The sequence below is a fragment of the Streptomyces sp. NBC_00252 genome, assembly GCF_036187565.1.
GTDB lineage: Bacteria > Actinomycetota > Actinomycetes > Streptomycetales > Streptomycetaceae > Streptomyces.
Map to the genome: position 1 here is coordinate 6,681,000 of NZ_CP108087.1, position 19,818 is coordinate 6,700,817.

Genomic DNA, 19,818 nt, shown 5'->3' on the forward strand with positions numbered 1-19,818 from the left:
CGCGGTGCAGCGCATCCGACTGCGCTACACCAAGCGCGGCCGCCTCCGGTTCACCAGCCACCGTGACTTCCAGCGCGCCTTCGAGCGTGCGCTGCGCCGCGCCGAGGTGCCCATGGCGTACTCGGCGGGGTTCACGCCGCATCCGAAGGTGTCGTACGCCAATGCCGCACCCACCGGCACGGGCAGTGAGGCGGAATACCTGGAGATCGCGCTCACCGCCGAGCGCGACCCCGACACGCTGCGCGAGCTGCTCGACGAGTCGATGCCCGTGGGCCTCGACATCATCGACGCGGTCGAGGCCCGGACCTCCGGGCTCGCCGACCGGCTCACGGCTTCCGTGTGGGAGCTGCGGCTCGACGGGGTGGCACCCGAGGACGCCGAGCGCGCGGTGGCCGCGTTCAACGCGGCCGAGAGCGTCGAGGTCCAGCGCATGGCCAAGAACGGCATGCGGACATTCGACGCCCGACCCGCCGTAGCCGACCTTGAGACGCTGAGTCCACTGGCTGATAGGCCTACCGACCAGGCTTGTGCGATACTGCGGCTGGTTGTTCGGCACGTGACGCCTGCCGTTCGACCCGACGACGTCCTGTCCGGTCTTCGCGCCGTGGCCGACCTGGCGCCGCCGGTCGCCGCAGCGGTGACCAGGCTGGCGCAGGGGCTGTTCGATGAAGAGACCGGCACGGTGACCGACCCGCTCGCGCCCGACCGCGAGGCAGCAGAGACCGCGCACCGCACGGTCGCCGAAGCCGCCGCCGCGAAGGCACCTGCGTAGGGAAGGTTCCGCGTAGGACGGACGTCGTAGCGCAGCCCTCGGACTCGGGAGCCACCTGGGTCGGGCGGCGCACCGACCACAAGACTTTCGCCAGGCCGTCCGCATCTGGGCGTACGGAACCGGCGAGACAGGACACAGAGAGCTCCCGTGCGGCGCCCGCGCCCCGGACGGCGGCACCGCGCAACGCGCGAGCCGCGGACGTCACCGGCATCCATGCCGGACCAGGCGCGGCGCCCGGGAGCCTGACGGGAGAAACGCCCGCATGCTCGAACCGACCGAACCCGCAGAGGGTTCCGAACTGAACAGCCCGAGCGACACGCTGCCGCCGCGCCGCAGGCGCCGCGCCGCGTCTCGCCCAGCGGGACCGCCGACCGGCGCCGAGGGCACGGTCGAGAACAGCGCTCCGGCCATACCGGCCGAGGTGAGCGCCGCAGAAGAGAAGAGCGGGGCCGACGAGACCGTCGTGCCGCCCGCTGCCGTCGAGACGCCTGTGGCGGACGAGGCGGCGCCTGCCGGGCGCCCGCGTCGGCGTGCCACCCGACGGGTGTCCGCGCCCGCCGGTGCGCCCGAGGCGAGTGAGGTGCCCGAGGCGGCCGAGATCGTGGTGCCGGCCGTTGCCGCCGCCGCGCCCGCCGCCGTCGAGGAAGAGACGCCGGCCGTCGCGTCCGACGAGGACGCCGCGCCGCGCCGCGGCCGCCGCCGTGCCACGCGCCGGGTGACCGCGCCCGAGACCGTCGAGCCGGAGACCGTCGCGCCCGCTGCCGTGACCGAGCCGGAGCCGGTGGAGGAGCCTGCGGCGCCCGCCGCCGTAGAGGAAGAGGCCGCCGCGCCCGCCGGGCGTACGCGTCGGCGTGCCACGCGCCGGGTGTCCGCGCCTGCCGGTGCGCCCGAGGCCGCTGAGGCCGTCGAGGCCGCCGAGAGTGCCGAAGCCACCGCAGTGACCGAAGAAGTGACCGAAGGTTCCGCCGCCGCCGCGTCCGACGAGGATGCCGGGCCGCGTCGGAGCCGTCGTCGCGCCACGCGCCGTGTGTCCGCGCCTGCCGGGACGCCCGTGGGCGAGGAGGCCCCTGTGAACGACGAGACCACCGCGGAGACCAAGAAGGACGCCGAGCCGGTCGAGGAGACCGGACCGCGCCGTCGCCGGCGGGCCGTACGGTCCGCCGCCGGAGGGTTCTCCGCGCCCGCGCCGAAGAACGGGAACGCCGCCGAGGAGGAGGACGGCCCGCGCCGCCCGCGTCGGCCCGCCGTGGCCGTGTTCCAGGCGCCCGTCTTCACCGAGCCGATGTTCCAGACGCCGGAGCGCGCCGCCGCAGCTGCCGCCGCCGAGGCCGTGGAGGACGACGAGGAAGAGGTCGTCGTCGTACCGGAGCCCGTCGCGGTCGAGGCCGTCGAGGAGGAGACCGGCGGTCGCCGTCGGCGTCGTCGCCGGGGTGCCGCCTTCGAGGCCGAGCCCGAGACGCCCGCGGTCGTCGAGGCCGTCGTCGTGGAGGAGGAGCCCGAGGAGGCCGACGAGGCCGAGGACTCCGCCGACGGTGACGAGACCGAGGAGACCGGTTCGCGCCGCCGCCGTCGGCGTGGGGGCCGGCGCCGTCGCCGTGGCGAGTCCGCCACCGGTGAGGACGAGGGCGAGGACGGCGAGGAGTACGCCGCCGAGCAGGCGGCCCAGGATTCCGAGGACACCGCCGAGCAGGTCGAGGAGGACGCCGAGGAGGCGGACGACGACCAAGGCGGTTCCGGGTCGAGCAGCAGCCGTCGCCGGCGTCGTCGGCGCCGTCGCGCCGGTGACTCGGGCGGCGAGAGCGAGACGAACTCGTCGTCGGACGACCCCGAGCGCACCGTCGTCAAGGTCCGCGAGCCGCGCGCCAAGAAGGACGACCACCCGAGCGACGAGGTGCAGTCCATCAAGGGCTCCACGCGCCTCGAGGCCAAGAAGCAGCGCCGCCGCGAAGGCCGCGAGCAGGGGCGCCGCCGCGTCCCGATCATCACCGAGGCGGAGTTCCTCGCCCGCCGCGAGGCCGTCGAGCGCGTGATGGTCGTCCGGCAGACCGGCGAGCGCACGCAGATCGGCGTCCTGGAGGACGGCGTGCTCGTCGAGCACTACGTCAACAAGGAGCAGTCGACCTCGTACGTCGGCAACGTCTACCTGGGCAAGGTCCAGAACGTGCTGCCCTCCATGGAGGCCGCGTTCATCGACATCGGCAAGGGGCGCAACGCCGTCCTGTACGCCGGTGAGGTCAACTTCGAGGCGCTCGGCATGGCCAACGGGCCGCGCCGCATCGAGTCCGCCCTGAAGTCCGGCCAGTCGGTCCTCGTGCAGGTCACCAAGGACCCGATCGGCCACAAGGGCGCCCGCCTGACCAGCCAGGTCTCCTTGCCGGGGCGCTACCTCGTGTACGTCCCCGAGGGCTCGATGACCGGCATCAGCCGCAAGCTGCCCGACACCGAGCGGGCCCGGCTGAAGACCATCCTCAAGAAGATCGTCCCCGAGGACGCGGGCGTCATCGTGCGCACCGCCGCCGAGGGCGCGAGCGAGGACGAGCTGCGCCGTGACGTCGAACGCCTCCAGGCGCAGTGGGAGGACATCCAGAAGAAGTCGAAGAGCGGCAACGCGCCGACTCTGCTGTACGGCGAGCCGGACATGACCGTCCGCGTCGTGCGCGACATCTTCAACGAGGACTTCACCAAGGTCATCGTCAGCGGCGACGAGGCGTGGGACACCATCCACGGCTATGTCGCGCACGTCGCCCCCGACCTCGCCGACCGGCTGTCCCGCTGGACCTCCGAGGTCGACGTCTTCGCGACGTACCGCATCGACGAGCAGCTGATGAAGGCGCTGGACCGCAAGGTCTGGCTGCCCAGCGGCGGTTCGCTGGTCATCGACAAGACCGAAGCGATGATCGTGATCGACGTCAACACCGGCAAGTTCACCGGTCAGGGCGGCAACCTCGAAGAGACCGTGACCAGGAACAACCTGGAGGCGGCCGAGGAGATCGTGCGCCAGCTGCGGCTGCGCGACCTGGGCGGCATCGTCGTCATCGACTTCATCGACATGGTTCTGGAGTCCAACCGCGACCTGGTCCTGCGCCGCCTGCTCGAATGCCTCGGGCGCGACCGCACCAAGCACCAGGTCGCCGAGGTCACCTCGCTGGGCCTGGTCCAGATGACCCGCAAGCGCGTCGGCCAGGGCCTGCTGGAGTCCTTCTCCGAGACCTGCGTCCACTGCAACGGCCGCGGTGTCATCGTGCACATGGAGCAGCCGACCTCGGTCGGTGGCGGCGGCAAGCGCAAGCGCCGCGGGCGCGGTGGTGACGGGCAGGGCCACGACAGCCACGACGGTCACGACACGCACGAGCACGACGTGGCCGACGACGAGGTCGAGACCGAGGCGGAGGTGGCGGCCGAGGTCGCCACGCCGGTTCCGTTCGCCGAGCCCGAGTTCCGGCCCGACGAGGACCTGTACAGCAGCGCCGCCGAGGCGGAGGCCGCGGCCGGCCGCGGTGGGCGTTCGCGGCGCCGGACGAGCCGGCGGGCGTCGGCTCCGGCCGGTGCGCCGCGGGGCGAGCGGCAGTCGCGCGAGGTGCGTGAGGAGGCCGAGCCGGCCGCCGTCGCGCAGGCCGAGCCCGTCGCCGTGGAGGACCCGGTGGTCGAGGCTCCCGCGGTCGAGGAGACCCCGGCGCCGGTCGTCGAGACTCCGGTGGTCGACGATGCCGCGCCCAAGGGGCGTACGCGCCGTCGCGCGACCCGGAAGGCGACCGCGCCCGCCGGGTCCCCGGCCGGGTCCGAGGAGGCCGCCGTGGTGACGGTGACCGAGGCCGCTCCGGTGGTCGTCGAGACGCCCGCGCCGGTCGAGCAGCAGCCCGAGGCGCCCACCGAGAGCGCGGCTCCGGCCCGCCCGCGGCGTCGTGCCGTGCGCAAGGCCACCGCGCCGACCGCGTCCGAGGAGGCGGCCGTGACGGTCGTACCGTCGGCCGTGTCCGAGGCGCCGGCCGTCGAGGCCGAAGCCGATGCTGAGGCCCCTGCTCCGGCCAAGAAGACGGCCGCTCGCAAGGCCGCCAAGAAGGCCCCGGCGAAGAAGGCGGTCGCCAAGAAGACGGCGGCCACCAAGACCGCGGCCAAGAAGACGGCCGCGAAGAAGACGACGGCCAAGAAGGCCGCCAAGACCACGTCGAAGAAGACCGCGGCGGCGGAGCAGACGAGCCCGTCCTCCGTCACCGCCTCCACCGACGAGGGCTGAACCCAGGGGGTGTGCGACCGGTCCATGTGATCGGTCGCACTCCCGCAGGGGCCCGGTTTGACCCGTTCGGCTGCGGCCCCGTAACCTTGACTGTCGGCGTGTCCACAGGTGACACGCCACATCCCCGTAAACCTCTTCCTCCCGGGCGTGTTCCGCCGGGAGAGGCCGTCTGCTCTGCAGGGCGGCTGGACTGCGGGGGTGCCGTCCCAGAGCGAGAGAGTGAGATCAGCGTGTACGCCATCGTGCGCAGCGGTGGTCGCCAGCACAAGGTTGCTGTCGGCGACATCGTTGAGGTTGACAAGATTTCCACTGCCAAGGTTGGCGACACGGTCGAGCTCTCGACCCTGCTCGTTGTCGACGGCGACGCTGTGACCAGCGACCCGTGGGTGCTGGCCGGCATCAAGGTCCAGGCCGAGATCGTGGACCACCACAAGGGCGTCAAGATCGACATCCTTCGCTACAAGAACAAGACCGGCTACCGCCGTCGTCAGGGCCACCGCCAGCAGTACACGGCGATCAAGGTCACTGAGATCCCCGCGGCTGCGAAGTAAGGGACTGAGGAGAGATGGCACACAAGAAGGGCGCATCGTCCACCCGGAACGGTCGCGACTCCAATGCCCAGCGGCTCGGCGTGAAGCGCTTCGGCGGTCAGGTCGTCAACGCTGGTGAGATCCTGGTCCGCCAGCGCGGCACCCACTTCCACCCCGGTTCGGGCGTCGGCCGTGGCGGCGACGACACGCTGTTCGCGCTGAACGCCGGTGCGGTGGAGTTCGGTACGCACCGTGGCCGCAAGGTCGTGAACATCGTTCCGGTCGCCTGACACATCAGGTAGCTGATTCAGGCAACTGATCGGAAGCTTTCGCGAGGCGGACCTCACTTCCCTTCCGGGAAGCGGGTCCGCCTTTCGCGTGTTTCTACTGGTAGCAGCACGTGGCTGCACCCCCAAGACTTTCCTGTACGTAACTGGAGGCACATCCCATGACCACCTTCGTGGACCGCGTCGAGCTGCATGTCGCCGCGGGTAACGGAGGCCACGGCTGTGCCTCCGTCCACCGTGAGAAGTTCAAGCCGCTCGGCGGCCCGGACGGCGGCAACGGCGGCCGGGGTGGGGACGTCATCCTCATCGTCGACCAGTCCGTGACCACGCTGCTCGACTACCACCACTCCCCGCACCGCAAGGCCACCAACGGCAAGCCCGGCGAGGGCGGCAACCGCTCCGGCAAGGACGGCCAGGACCTGATCCTGCCGGTCCCGGACGGCACGGTCGTGCTGGACCGCGCGGGCAACGTGCTCGCCGACCTGGTCGGCCACGGCACCTCCTACGTCGCCGCGCAGGGCGGCCGGGGCGGCCTCGGCAACGCGGCGCTGGCCTCGGCCCGCCGCAAGGCCCCGGGTTTCGCTCTGCTCGGCGTCCCCGGTGACCTCCAGGACATCGTCCTCGAACTGAAGACGGTCGCCGACGTGGCCCTGGTCGGCTACCCGAGCGCCGGCAAGTCCTCGCTGATCTCCGTGCTGAGCGCGGCCAAGCCGAAGATCGCCGACTACCCCTTCACGACCCTGGTCCCGAACCTCGGCGTGGTGACGGCGGGCGAGACGGTCTACACGATCGCCGACGTCCCCGGCCTCATCCCCGGCGCCAGCCAGGGCAAGGGCCTCGGCCTGGAGTTCCTGCGCCACGTCGAGCGCTGCAGCGTGCTCGTGCACGTCCTGGACACCGCGACGCTGGAGTCCGAGCGCGACCCGATCTCCGACCTCGACACGATCGAGGAGGAGCTGAAGCAGTACGGCGGCCTCGACCGGCGTCCGCGCATGGTCGTCCTGAACAAGATCGACGTACCGGACGGCAAGGACCTGGCCGAGATGGTGCGCCCCGACCTGGAGGCGCGCGGCTACCGCGTCTTCGAGATCTCGGCGGTCGCGCACACGGGACTGCGTGAACTGTCCTTCGCCATCGCGGAGTTCGTCGCCGCGTCGCGTGCCGCGAAGCCGAAGGAGGAGGCGACCCGGATCGTCATCCGCCCGAAGGCGGTCGACGACAGCGGCTTCACCGTCGTACAGGAGGAGGACGGCCTCTTCCGCGTGCGCGGCGAGAAGCCCGAGCGCTGGGTCCGCCAGACCGACTTCAGCAACGACGAGGCCGTGGGCTACCTCGCCGACCGGCTCAACCGCCTCGGTGTGGAGGACGCGCTGATGAAGGCGGGTGCCCGTTCCGGCGACGGCGTCGCGATCGGCCCCGAGGACAATGCGGTTGTCTTCGACTGGGAGCCGACCGTCATGGCCGGTGCGGAGATGCTGGGCCGCCGTGGCGAGGACCACCGCTTCGAGGCCCCGCGCCCGGCGGCGCAGCGGCGCCGTGACAGCCAGGCCGAGCGGGACGAGGCGGCGCAGGAGTTCGACGACTTCAAGCCCTTCTGACCGACCCGCCCGGCGCCTCGCCCGCGCCGGGCTCGTCCGTTCGGCGTGAAGATCGTTCGCCGGCGTGACCAAAGTGGCCGAGACCCGTTGCTCCCGGAGTAACGGGTCTCTTGCTGTGCGCTCATTTGTCATGGACGCGATACTTACTGTTCAACAGGCGGGACTCCGCGCACTGTGAGGCTTCCAAGTGACCCAAGAGGCCAACGTCGCAAGGGAGTTCACCGATGACCGGAGCCGTATCACCCGATCGACGACGTTTTCTCGCGGCCGGCGCGGCGGTGCTCGGGGCCGCCGCCTCCGCCCAGCTCTGGCTGCCGACCTCGGCCCGGGCTGCCGAAACCCCGCTCCCCGACGGCGTGTTCAACCTCGGCGTCTCCTCGGGCGACCCGCTGCCCGACGGCATCGTCCTGTGGACGCGGCTCGCCCCCGACCCGCTGAACGGCGGCGGGATGCCCGACAGGGTGGTCCCGGTGGAGTGGGAGATCGCCGAGGACGCCCGGTTCAGAAAGACCCTGCGCCGCGGGATCGCCCTCGCCAGGCCCGAGTTGGGGCACAGCGTCCACGTGGACGTACGGGGGCTGCGCCCCGGCCGCGAGTACTGGTACCGCTTCCGCACCAGCGGGCAGATCTCCGCCACCGGCCGCACCCGCACCGCGCCGCACGCGACCAGTTCCGGCGGCCGGCTCCGCGTCGCGCTCGCCTCCTGCCAGAACTGGCAGAACGGCTACTTCACGCCGTACGCCGACATGCTGGCCCAGGACCCCGACTTCGTGCTCTTCGTCGGTGACTACATCTACGAGTCGGCGCCCTCGGGCGGCGGGCCGCGCCGGCACGAGGGGACCGGGGAGCCGTACAGCCTGGTGCAGTACCGCAACCGGTACGCGCAGTACCGCAGCGACCCCGACCTGCTGGCCATGCACGCGCACACCCCCTGGGTGGTGACCTTCGACGACCACGAGGTCGACAACGACTGGGCGGGGGAGGTCCCGCAGGACCCCGACAAGCAGTCGCACGACGCGTTCGTGGCCCGGCTGACGGCGGCCTTCCAGGCGTACTACGAGCACATGCCGGTGCGCGCCAGCGCCGTACCGAACGGGCCGCACATCCAGATGTACCGGCGGCTCGAATTCGGCCGTCTGATGCGCCTGAACGTCCTCGACACCCGGCAGTTCCGCAGCGACCAGGCGACCACGCAGGCCGGTGCCGAGGACCCGGCGATGACGATGATGGGCGCCGAGCAGAAGGCATGGCTGCTCAGGGGGCTGAAGCACTCGCCCGCACGCTGGAACGTCGTCGCCTCGCAGATCATGATGGCCGAGACGGACATCCTGCTCGGCCCGGGCAAGGAGTGGTTCTACGACGCCTGGGACGGCTACCAGGTCGAGCGGAACGCGCTGCTGGAGGAGTTCACGTCGGTCCGCAACCCGCTGGTGCTCAGCGGCGACCGGCACCTCACGATGATCAGCGACCTCAAGGAGGACTTCGCCGATCCCGACTCCGACGTGGTGGGCGCCGAGTTCGTGGGGACGTCGATCTCCAGCAACGGCGACCAGGACCAGGCCGCCTTCCACGCCCAGTGGGACCCGCTGAGGGCGGACAACCCGCACTGGAAGGTGATCGACGCCCACCGCGGCTACCACCTGTTCGACATCCGCAAGGACGGCATCGACGCGAAGGTGAGAGTCGTGGACACCGTGCTCAAACCCACGGCGACCCCGAGCACGTATGCCTCGCTCCGGGTGGAGTCGGACGATCCCGGCGTCCGCGTGGTCTGACCTCCGTGAACCCTGTGTGACGGGAGCCTGGGACTCATCTGTGTCCCAGGCTCCTCTCAGGGCAAACTCAGGAACAACTCTTACCGTCCGTTAACCATGGAGACGGATTGTATTAAGGACGCGCTGCCCGTCGGGACCCGGCTGCTGCACATCGGCCCGCACAAGACCGGGACGACCGCCATCCAGGGCGCGCTCTTCGCCGCGAAGGACACGATGCCCGCGCACGGCGTCGACTTCCCCGCGCACAGCAGGCACCCGATGGAAGCGGCCCTCGCCGCCTGCGCCCGGCCCGCGATGATGGGCGACACCGTGCCCACCGACAAGCACTGGACGCGCCTCCTCGACGCCGTGCGCGCCACCGGCGGCCGCACCTCGGTGATCAGCAGCGAGTTCTTCGCCGACGCCCAGGACGACGAGACCCTGGCCAGGATCGTGGAACAGCTCGGCGGCGAGCGCGTGCACGTCCTGATCACCCTGCGCCCGCTGGCGAGGATCATGCCCTCGCAGTGGCAGCAGTACGTGCAGAACGGCCTGCGCATGGGCTACGGCGACTGGCTGGAGCACATGCTGCGCAAGGCGCCGTACGAGCAGCCCAACCCCAGCTTCTGGCGGCGGCACCGGCACGACCGGCTGGTCGAGCGGTGGGCCCGGGTCGTCGGCCCCGAGCGGGTGACCGTGGTCGTGGTGGACGACGGCGACCGGGACGGACTGCTCCGCACCTTCGAGGCGCTGCTCGGACTGCCCGCCGGTCTCCTGCGGCCGGTGCCGGACGCGGCGAACCGCTCTCTCACCCTCGCCGAGACCGAAATGCTGCGGAAGCTGAACGTGGAATTCCGCGGAAATGGACTCCCCGACGAGCTGTATTCCAAGCTCGTGCGCAACGGCGCGGTCATGCATATGAAGAATGCGTGCAGCCCTGCTCCGCAGGACGTGAAGATCACCACGCCCCGCTGGGCGCTCGAGGCGGCGGGCGCGATCGGCGCCGAGATGGCCGGGACGATCGCCGCCGCGGGCGTCCGGGTCGTAGGGGACACGGCACTGCTCTCGGCCGTGCCGGAGGCGGCGGAGAAGGTGCCCGGGGTGCCGCGGATCGCGCCCGAAGTGGCCGCGCAGGCGCTCTACGGGGCGCTCGCGGCGGCGGCCTCGGCGCCCGTGCGGCACTCCGCGCCGGCGAAGGCGCGGACCGTTCACCAGACGTCGTCGAAGGAACTCGTGCGCGTTCTGGGACACCGTTGTCTGAAGAGGCTGCGCCGCCGCTGAGGGTGTCATCGCCCGGTCACCGGCAGTGCAAGATGAATGACAGGTGTCGCGCACCTATGCGGCGGAGGTCACTCGCCTTGCACTGCGGTAACCGCGAGTGGGACCATTTGCGAGTTCCCCCGTTGTCCCGAGGTAGGTCAAGGTCACCTGTGTCGCACATAGCCAAGCCCCGCACCACCGCAGTGATCCTGGCCGGCGGTACCGGCCAGCGGGTGGGTCTCTCGATCCCCAAGCAGCTGCTGAAGATCGCCGGCAAGGCAGTCATCGAGCACACCCTGACCACCTTCGAGAACACCGACTCGATCGACGACATCATCGTGCTGATGGCGCCGGGCTACGTCCCGGACATCGAGAAGATCGTCGCCAAGGCCGGCTTCACGAAGGTCACCCGGATCATCGAGGGCGGCTCGACGAGGAACGAGACCACCGAGCGCGCCATCGCCGCCCTAGGTGAGGGCCTGGCCGAGGGCGAGGACCGCAACGTCCTGTTCCACGACGCCGTGCGCCCCCTGCTCTCGCGGCGCGTGATCGACGACTGCGTGGTCGCCCTGGAGCGCTTCCAGGCCGTGGACGTGGCCATCCCGTCCGCCGACACCATCATCGTGACCCGCACCCACGGCGACGACGGCGAGTTCATCACCGAGATCCCGGACCGCTCCCGGCTGCGCCGCGGCCAGACGCCCCAGGCGTTCAAGCTGTCCACGATCCGCCGCGCCTACGAGGTCGCGGCCGGTGACCCCAACTTCCAGGCCACGGACGACTGTTCGGTCGTGCTCAAGTACCTGCCGGACGTGCCGATCCACGTCGTCGCGGGCGACGAGTACAACATGAAGGTCACCCAGCCCGTCGACGTCTTCATCGCCGACAAGCTCTTCCAGCTCGCCTCCACCGCCGCGCCCGAGCAGGTCGACGAGGCCGCCTACCGCGAGCTGCTCACCGGCAAGACCCTGGTCGTCTTCGGCGGCTCCTACGGCATCGGCAAGGACATCGCCGAGGTCGCCGAGGGCTACGGCGCCACGGTGTACGCGCTGGGCCGCTCGACCACCGGCACGCACGTCGAGAACCCCGAGGAGGTCGACGACGCGCTGTCCAAGGCGTACGGCGAGACCGGGCGCATCGACTACGTCATCAACACCGCGGGCGTGCTGCGCATCGGCAAGCTGGCCGAGACGGACAACGCGACGATCGAGGAGGCGCTGAAGGTCAACTACCTGGCGCCCGTGCAGATCGCCCGTTCCGCGTACAAGTACCTGGCCGAGACCAAGGGCCAGCTGCTGCTCTACACCTCCAGCAGCTACACGCGCGGCCGCGCCGAGTACAGCCTGTACTCCTCGACCAAGGCCGCGATGGTCAACCTCACGCAGGCCCTGTCCGACGAGTGGGCCGGCGACGGCATCCGCGTGAACTGCATCAACCCGGAGCGCACCGCCACCCCGATGCGCACCAAGGCCTTCGGCCAGGAGCCCACCGGCACGCTGCTGTCCTCCGAGGCCGTGGCCCGCACCTCGCTCGACGTGCTGCTGTCCGAGCTGACCGGCCATGTCATCGACGTCCGCCAGCAGGACCCGACGGCCGGCGCGGCCAGGGCCTCCGGCTTCGAGGCCGCCCTCGCCTCGGTTCTCGACGTCCAGGACGGCGTTTAATTAAGCCTGACTCTGAGCTCCCGGTAAATTACTCGAAACCCCCAAGAGCAGGTTTATCAGTGATTTCCACCGCTATTCGCGTGGCCAGGGTGGGCAGCGCGGCTGAGCTGGCCGCCGCCGTCCTCATGATGCTGGGATACCCGGCCCTCATGCTGGCCGCCCTCGTCCCGAGCGTGCCCGCCTTCGCCGCCGCGGCCGTCGTCACCTACGTCGCGGACCACTACCTCCACCGTCAGGCCAGCTACCTGATCAACCGCCTCAGCAAGGTCAGAGCGGGCCTCTCCATCCGCTTCCTGATCCGCCAGCTCCTGCTGATCCTGCTGCTGGCCCGCATGGACCTCTCCGACAACCTCATCTTCTACGGCGCCATCGCCTGCTTCATCGCCTTCTACGGCCTCCAGGCCCCGCACGGCGCGGTCGTCACCCTGATCCGCAACCGCCGCCGGATGCCGGTCGCCACCCGCAACGTCGACCTCGGCGCGCGCATCCGCATCCCGGACGCCCCGAAGTTCGGCCTGCTGGAGCGCTCCGCCGAGAAGATGCTCCACCTCGACCTCTTCGCCGTCGTGGGCCTGCTGATCTCCGCGCAGCTCGACTCGGCCGTGGCGGGCTTCATCGGCATCGGCATCACCCTGGTCCTGGGCAGCCTCTACGTCCTCGCGCTGCTGCCGTACATACGGGGTACGAAGATCCCGCCGACGGCCGAGGTCATCCTCGCCGCCGTCGACGACTGGCTGCACGAGTACAAGCCGCAGACGGTGCTCTACTTCTCCGGCTCCAAGGACTCGGCGTACCAGGTCAACATGTGGCTGGAGACCATGGAGGAGCTGGACACCCGGCCGCTCGTCCTGCTCCGTGAGCGCGTGATACTGCAGAACCTCGCCCCCACCAAGGCGCCCGTCGTCTGCGTGCCCGGCGGTGTGCACCTGATGAACATGGACCTGTCGACCGTGCGCGTCGCGCTCTACGCGGCCAACGTCGGCAAGAACATCCACCTGCTCCGCGTCCCCACCATGAAGCACGTCTTCATCGGCCACGGCGACAGCGACAAGCTGGCCAGCGTCAACCCGTTCAGCAAGGTCTACGACGAGGTGTGGACCGCCGGCCGCGCGGGCCGCGACCGCTACGCCATCGCCGACGTCGGGGTCCGCGACGACGACATCGTGGAGGTCGGCCGCCCCCAGCTCGCCCCCATCCAGACCTGGCAGGGCGTCCCCGACGGCCGTATCCCCACGGTCCTCTACGCCCCCACCTGGGAGGGCTGGGACAACGACCCCGGCAACACCTCCCTGCTGCTGGCCGGCGAGAACATCGTGAAGAAGCTGCTCAAGGCCGACCCGCCGGTGCGCGTGCTGTACAAGCCGCACCCCTTCACCGGAACCGTCAGCTCCGCGGCCGGCTCGGCGCACCGCAAGGTCACCGCCCTCGTCGAGAAGGCCGCCGCCCAGCGCGCGACCGACCCGCGCTTCCAGGCCGACGCGGCCGTCCAGACCAAGGCCAAGGCCGACCTGGCGCGCATCGAGGCCCGCATCGCCGAACTCTCCGGTGGCGGAGCCGACAAGGCCGACGAGGCCGAGCAGACCCGTGATGGCGTGGTCGACCTGGCCAAGTACGAGGAGATCGCCCGGCTGCGCGCCGAGTGGAACACCGCGTACTGGAACTCCTTCGGCACCTTCGAGCACCGCGTCATCGCGGGCCCCGAACCGCGCCTGTACGACTGCTTCAACGTCTCCGACGCGATGGTCTCCGACATCTCCAGCGTGGTCTCCGACTTCATCGCGAGCGGCAAGCCGTACGCGGTCACGGACTCCGCGAAGCTGGGCGTCGAGGAGTTCAAGCGGCAGAACACCGCGGTGCGCGCGGCCGTGATCCTCTCCAACAAGGCGGCGGAACTGGGCGAGTTGCTCGCCGCGGTCCGCACCCCGGACGCCGACCCGATGGCCGCCGACCGCAAGGAACTCAAGGAGTACCTGCTCGGCCCGGACGAGCCCACGTCGATCGAGCAGTTCAACACCGCCGTCCGGAACCTCGCGGTCAAGTCCGAGACGCGCAACGTCGGCCAGGAGCGGGCGGCGGCGAGCGGAGAAGCGGCGAGCCCGACCGAGGCGCACCTGTCGGCCGACCCCACGGTCGGCTGACCGGAGGCGGCTTTCGGCCAGGATTTGGTCAAGAAGGGCCCGGTTCTCGAGGAGTGATCCTCGAAAACCGGGCTCTTTTGCGTATCCCCTGCTGACGGGAAGGCAACCTGTCGGGTCGCTCGCCCGTCTTCTAGTCGGCGATCCAGTGAATGCGGGGAGAACACCCCGTGGACGAAGGGGGACGCGTGACCGTGCCACAGCCTGATGTGACCGTGGTCATCGGGGCGTACGAAGCGATGCCCTACCTGGTCGAGTGCCTGCGCTCGGTCGAGGCGCAGACCCTTGACCCGGCCCGGATCGAGGTCGTCGCCGTCGACGACGGCTCGACGGACGGCACGGGGGAGTACCTGGAGGAGTTCGCGGCCCGCGCCGCGGCCCACGTCACCGTCATCCGCCAGGAGAACTCCGGCGGCCCCAGCGCCCCGCGCAACGTCGGCCTCGGCAAGGCGAGCGGGCGCTACGTCTTCTTCCTGGACGCCGACGACCGGCTCGCCCCCGAGGCGCTGGAGCGGATGGTCGCGATGGCCGACCGCAACGGCACGGACGTCGTGCTCGGCAAGGTCGAGGGCATCAACCGGGTGCCGCCCAAGGCCGCGTGGGTTCAGACCCTGGAGCGCACCGACGTCTTCCACTCCAACATCAAGTTCACGCTGAGCGCGCAGAAGCTGTTCCGGCGGGCGTTGCTGGAGCGGCACAGCATGCGGTTCGACGAGTCGCTGTTCACCGGCGAGGACGCGCTGTTCACGATGGAGGCGTATCTCCGGGCCGACGGTGTGTCCGTGATCGCCGACCACACCTGCTACTACCTGGTGGGCCGCGACGACGGCAAACACGTGACGAAGAGCGGGAGTTACACCCTGCGCTTCGACTCCGCGCGGGCCCTGATGAACCTCATCGCGGAGATGGTCCCGGCGGGCGTCGAGCGCGACAAGCTGATGGTGCGGCCGTTCCTCGTCACGCTGCTGCCGCAGTTCGGGCCGAAGTACGCCAAGGACAGTGAGCAGGTCAGACGGCACAAGTTCGAGCTGGCGAAGCCGTTGATGGCGGCCCACTGGACCGACGAGGTGGCGGTACGCCTCAAGGTCGACGAGCGGCTGCGGCTGCACCTGGTCGCTCATGAACGCCCCGAACTCCTCCTGGACGTGGTCGAGTTCATCAAGTCGAAGCAGCGCCCGGACGCCGTCCTGGAGAAGGGCGGCCGACGCGTCTACCTTGCCTACCCCCACTTCCGCTCACCGTCGGCCGGCCTCCCCGACTCCCTCTACCTGGCGGAACCCCGGGAGGCACGCGGAGTTCCGGGGCACCGCGAGGGAACGGTCCTCCTCCGCCGGGTGATGAGAAAAGCACGTCGGATGTTGAGGGCCGGTTGAGTTCACAGTTCCGGTCCGCGGTGGCTGGTCGCGCAGTTCCCCGCGCCCCTAAAAGACCCGGGCCGGCCCGGGCTTCCATCTCGCGCCCGCGCCCCTGAAAGCCCCGGGCGCTTTTAAGGGGCGCGGGGAACTGCGCGACCGACCCCCACCGGGCCGCACTGTGAACTCAACCCTCTTGTCGTTTTTAGGGGCGCGGGGAACTGCGCGACCAGCCCCCACCGGCCCCCGCTGTGAACTCAACGCGGCTGTCCGCGACCTGGACGGACGTGCGTAGGGGAACCCGGTTCGCGTAGATTGCCACCCCGAGCTACCCGAGGGGAACGCGCACGTGGCAGGGGTAAGGCAGGCCGTGACCGAGGCCCGCAGGATCGTCGTCAAGGTGGGCTCCTCCTCGCTGACCACCGCGGCCGGAGGCCTGGACGCCGACCGGGTCGACGCACTCGTGGACGTCCTGGCCAAGAGCCGCAGCGGCGGAGAGAAAGAGGTCGTCCTCGTCTCCTCCGGCGCCATCGCCGCAGGCCTCGCCCCCCTGGGACTCCGCCGCCGACCCAAGGACCTCGCCCGCCAGCAGGCCGCCGCCAGCGTGGGCCAGGGCCTCCTCGTCGCCCGCTACACCGCCTCCTTCGCCCGCTACGGCATCCGCGTCGGCCAAGTACTGCTCACCTCCGACGACATGAGCCGCCGCTCCCACCACCGCAACGCCTCCCGCACCCTCGACAAGCTCCTCGCGATGGGCGCCCTCCCGATCGTCAACGAGAACGACACGGTCGCCACGGACGAGATCCGCTTCGGCGACAACGACCGGCTCGCCGCCCTCGTCGCCCACCTCGTCCACGCCGACCTCCTGGTCCTCCTCTCGGACATCGACGGCGTCTACGACGGCGACCCGAGCAAGCCGGGCACCTCGCGGATAGCGGAGGTCAGGGGCCCGCAGGATCTCGCGCACGTCGAGATCGGCAGCGCGGGCAAGGCCGGCGTCGGCACCGGCGGCATGGTCACCAAGGTCGAGGCGGCCCGTATCGCCGCCGCCGCGGGCATCCCCGTGGTGCTGACCAGCGCGGTCCACGCGGCCGACGCGCTGACCGGCGGCGACACGGGGACGTACTTCCACGCCACCGGAAAACGTTCCGCGGACCGGCTGTTGTGGCTGCAGCACGCGTCCACCCCGCAGGGCTCGTTGACGCTCGACGACGGTGCCGTGCGCGCGGTCGTGCAACGCCGGATGTCGCTGCTGCCGGCCGGGATCGCCGCCGTGGAGGGCGAGTTCAGCGCGGGCGACCCGGTCGAGCTCCGGGACGGCGCGGGGCAGGCGGTCGCCCGGGGGCTCGTCAACTTCGACGCCAAGGAGATCCCCCAGCTGATCGGCCGCTCCACCAGGGAACTGGCGCGGGAGCTGGGACCGTCGTACGAGAGGGAAGTCGTACACAGGGACGACCTGGTGATCCTGCACCCGTAAAACAACCGAAACGTCCGTCTCCCCGCGGTGGACCTTCCGTAAAAGCGCCACGCGGACGCCTCCGGCCTGCTCAACTTTGTCTCGGGGACAAATTCCGCGCGAGCACTGCAGCTCGACCATGCGTAAGGAGGCCGTCGTGAGACGAGTGCGCCCTGGGGCGGCGGCGTCCCGCGGTGGTACCACCTCCCGCGCGCCCGGCGAGGAGCGCACGCTGACGAGCGTCGCGGCCGGCGCCCGGTACGAGGGCGAGGAACCCAAGGACATCCCCCGGCTGTGGCATGTCACCCTCAGCGTCTCCGGCGGCGAGGCCCCGCTGAAGGAGGTCCGGCGCGGACTGGAGCAGCTCGCCCACGACCACCCCTTTCTGCTGACCAGCCGCTACGCCAACGACCACGCGGAGATCCGCTACTGGGAAGAGGCCCGCGACCTGCACGACGCCGCCGCCGTCGCCCTGCGCCTGTGGGGCGAGCACCGCCAGACCGCGAAACTGCCCCCGTGGGAGATCGTCGGCCTGGAGGTCATCGACCGCGAGACCTACCACCAGCGCATCTCCGAGGGGTACGGCCCGCTGCCCGCGACCCCCGTCGGCGTCCATCCCTTCTGAGTCCGCTTCGGCCCCTTCTGGGCGTGTCTCGCGGTGTGGGATAGCCGGTGGACGCCTCCGCCCGGCGCACTACCCTTCCCTCATGACCACGCTCTCGCCGTACGACGCCATGTCCCCGGTCACGCAGGCCGCGTACCGGGCCAAGTCCGCCGCCGCCGACCTCGCGCCGCTGCCGCGCGCCGAGAAGGACGACGCGCTGCTCGCCATCGCGGACGCGCTGGAGGTCCGGACGAGCGAGATCGTCGAGGCCAACGCCAAGGACATCGCCAAGGCCCGCGCGGCCGGCACCAGCGAGGCGATCATCGACCGGCTGACGCTGACGCCGGAGCGGGTGCGGGCCATCGCCTCGGACGTGCGGGACGTCGTCGCGCTGCCCGACCCGGTCGGCGAGGTCGTCCGCGGCTCGACCCTCCCGAACGGCATCGACCTGCGCCAGGTCCGCGTCCCCCTCGGCGTCGTCGGCATCATCTACGAGGCCCGCCCGAACGTCACCGTGGACGCCGCCGCCCTCTGCCTCAAGTCCGGCAACGCGGTCCTCCTGCGCGGCTCCGCCTCCGCCTACGAGTCGAACACCGCCCTCGTGCGCGTCATCCGCGACGCCGTCGGCGGCGCCGGACTCCCCGCCGACGCCGTGCAGTTGGTACCCGGCGAGAGCCGCGAGAGCGTCCGCGAACTGATGCGCGCCCGGGGTCTCGTGGACGTGCTCATCCCGCGCGGCGGTGCCTCCCTGATCCAGACCGTCGTCAGCGAGTCGACCGTCCCCGTCATCGAGACCGGCGTCGGCAACTGCCACGTCTACGTCGACGCCGACGCCGACCTCGACATGGCGATCGACATCCTGATCAACTCCAAGGCCCAGCGCCCCAGCGTCTGCAACGCCGCCGAGACCCTCCTCGTACACCAGGACATCGCCCCCGAGTTCCTGCCGCGCGCCCTGGACGCCCTCGCGGAGGCCGGCGTCACCGTCCACGCCGACGAGCGCGTCCTCGCCTACGCCAAGGACTCCCAGGCCACCGTCGTCGAGGCCACCCTGGAGGACTGGGACACCGAGTACCTCTCCTACGACATCGCCGCCGCCGTCGTCGACTCGCTCGACAAGGCCGTCCAGCACATCCGGCTGTGGAGCTCCGGCCACACCGAGGCGATCGTCACCACCTCGCAGCAGGCGGCCCGCCGTTTCACCCAGCTGGTCGACTCCACCACGGTCGCCGTGAACGCCTCCACGCGCTTCACGGACGGCAGCCAGTTCGGCTTCGGCGCCGAGATCGGGATCTCCACCCAGAAGCTGCACGCGCGGGGCCCGATGGGCCTGCCGGAGCTGACGAGCACCAAGTACATCGTCACGGGCGACGGCCACATCCGCCGCTGACCGACGTCGTTTGGCATATGCGTGGGGCATACGGGCACGTCCTGGCGAGGACGTCTCAACCAGCGGATGAATTTCCGTACCGTCTGCCCAAATTGACCCCCCAGGTCTACTCTGGAGAGGTGCCGGAGGACGTGGGGGGCACGCCGTTCCCTGACGGCTGGGAGCCCGACGACGACCACGACCGCGGAAAGTCGGACGAAGAGTTCGCATCCGTGGTCTTCGACGAGGCCTTCGTACGGGCGGCCGTAGTACACGAGCCGACCGCCGTCGAACGCCTCCTGGCCGCCGCGCAGGCACGAGCCGAGGCCTCCGAGGCCGAAGCCCGCCGCGCGCAGCACGGCAGACGCGCACGAGGCGACGACGACCCCTTCGAAGACGCCTACGGACGCGAATTCGGCCATGATCCGGAACTCGACGACCTCGACGACGCCGATCTCGACGACGGCCGCTACGGCGCCCCCGGGACCTACGGCAAACAGGTCCGCTGGCACCGCCCCGTCGCCTGGCTGCTCGCCGTCGTGATGGGCATCGGCATGGTCGCCCTGGCCTTCTCGGCCGTCTACCGGGGCGGCTCCTCGGGCGGCCGTGACCGCGTCCCGGCCCCCGCCTCCACCGGTGTGGAACAGGGCACGGGGACGGCGCCCTCCGCCGCCGCCGTCAACTCCCAGCCACCGCTGTCCGCCGCCCCGCGCACGCCCTGAGCGAGCTGTGACGGGCTCGGTGAGAACCTGTCAGAACTTGTCGTGTAGCAGGGCGTTTACCTGAGGCTCCAGAGACCTACT

14 protein-coding genes are annotated in these 19,818 nt (G+C 70.7%); all 14 read left to right on the forward strand.

Annotated elements, in window-relative coordinates; translation table 11 throughout:
- Nucleotides 1-4: 4 nt before the first annotated feature.
- The 14 genes from OHT77_RS29595 (at nucleotide 5) to OHT77_RS29660 (ending at nucleotide 19,737) form a co-directional block, all read left to right on the forward strand.
- Complete coding sequence (locus tag OHT77_RS29595; protein WP_328831456.1) at nucleotides 5-772, forward strand: TIGR03936 family radical SAM-associated protein; 768 nt, start codon at nucleotides 5-7, stop codon at nucleotides 770-772.
- Between the two features lie 262 nt (nucleotides 773-1,034).
- Complete coding sequence (locus OHT77_RS29600; protein WP_328831457.1) at nucleotides 1,035-5,006, forward strand: Rne/Rng family ribonuclease; 3,972 nt, start codon at nucleotides 1,035-1,037, stop codon at nucleotides 5,004-5,006.
- Nucleotides 5,007-5,236: 230 nt separating this feature from the next.
- Nucleotides 5,237-5,557: a 50S ribosomal protein L21 gene (gene rplU, locus OHT77_RS29605; protein ID WP_006374708.1), complete on the forward strand. Its 321-nt coding sequence runs from the start codon at nucleotides 5,237-5,239 to the stop codon at nucleotides 5,555-5,557.
- 14 nt (nucleotides 5,558-5,571) lie between these two features.
- A complete protein-coding gene (gene rpmA / locus OHT77_RS29610; RefSeq protein ID WP_019063244.1) occupies nucleotides 5,572-5,826 on the forward strand; it encodes a 50S ribosomal protein L27 in 255 nt (84 codons plus the stop codon).
- A gap of 158 nt (nucleotides 5,827-5,984) precedes the next feature.
- Complete coding sequence (gene obgE, locus OHT77_RS29615) at nucleotides 5,985-7,421, forward strand: GTPase ObgE (RefSeq protein ID WP_328831458.1); 1,437 nt, start codon at nucleotides 5,985-5,987, stop codon at nucleotides 7,419-7,421.
- Nucleotides 7,422-7,645: 224 nt separating this feature from the next.
- Complete coding sequence (locus OHT77_RS29620; RefSeq protein ID WP_328831459.1) at nucleotides 7,646-9,196, forward strand: alkaline phosphatase D family protein; 1,551 nt, start codon at nucleotides 7,646-7,648, stop codon at nucleotides 9,194-9,196.
- Between the two features lie 96 nt (nucleotides 9,197-9,292).
- Complete coding sequence (locus OHT77_RS29625; protein WP_328831460.1) at nucleotides 9,293-10,456, forward strand: hypothetical protein; 1,164 nt, start codon at nucleotides 9,293-9,295, stop codon at nucleotides 10,454-10,456.
- 149 nt (nucleotides 10,457-10,605) lie between these two features.
- Nucleotides 10,606-12,099 carry a bifunctional cytidylyltransferase/SDR family oxidoreductase gene (locus OHT77_RS29630; RefSeq protein WP_328831461.1) on the forward strand — a complete coding sequence of 498 codons (1,494 nt, stop codon included), beginning with the start codon at nucleotides 10,606-10,608 and terminating at the stop codon, nucleotides 12,097-12,099.
- Nucleotides 12,100-12,158: 59 nt separating this feature from the next.
- Nucleotides 12,159-14,237, forward strand: a complete 2,079-nt coding sequence (locus OHT77_RS29635) for a hypothetical protein (RefSeq protein ID WP_328831462.1) — start codon at nucleotides 12,159-12,161, stop codon at nucleotides 14,235-14,237.
- Between the two features lie 185 nt (nucleotides 14,238-14,422).
- Complete coding sequence (locus OHT77_RS29640) at nucleotides 14,423-15,607, forward strand: glycosyltransferase family 2 protein (protein ID WP_328831463.1); 1,185 nt, start codon at nucleotides 14,423-14,425, stop codon at nucleotides 15,605-15,607.
- A gap of 349 nt (nucleotides 15,608-15,956) precedes the next feature.
- Nucleotides 15,957-17,063 carry a glutamate 5-kinase gene (proB, locus tag OHT77_RS29645; RefSeq protein ID WP_328834378.1) on the forward strand — a complete coding sequence of 369 codons (1,107 nt, stop codon included), beginning with the start codon at nucleotides 15,957-15,959 and terminating at the stop codon, nucleotides 17,061-17,063.
- Nucleotides 17,064-17,208: 145 nt separating this feature from the next.
- Nucleotides 17,209-17,667, forward strand: coding sequence for a hypothetical protein (locus OHT77_RS29650; RefSeq protein ID WP_328834379.1), 459 nt, complete (start codon nucleotides 17,209-17,211; stop codon nucleotides 17,665-17,667).
- A gap of 82 nt (nucleotides 17,668-17,749) precedes the next feature.
- A complete protein-coding gene (locus tag OHT77_RS29655) occupies nucleotides 17,750-19,036 on the forward strand; it encodes a glutamate-5-semialdehyde dehydrogenase (RefSeq protein ID WP_328831464.1) in 1,287 nt (428 codons plus the stop codon).
- A gap of 119 nt (nucleotides 19,037-19,155) precedes the next feature.
- On the forward strand, nucleotides 19,156-19,737 hold the full coding sequence (locus OHT77_RS29660; RefSeq protein WP_328831465.1) for an SCO2584 family spore wall biosynthesis protein: 582 nt from the start codon (nucleotides 19,156-19,158) through the stop codon (nucleotides 19,735-19,737).
- The last annotated feature ends 81 nt before the right edge of the window (nucleotides 19,738-19,818 follow it).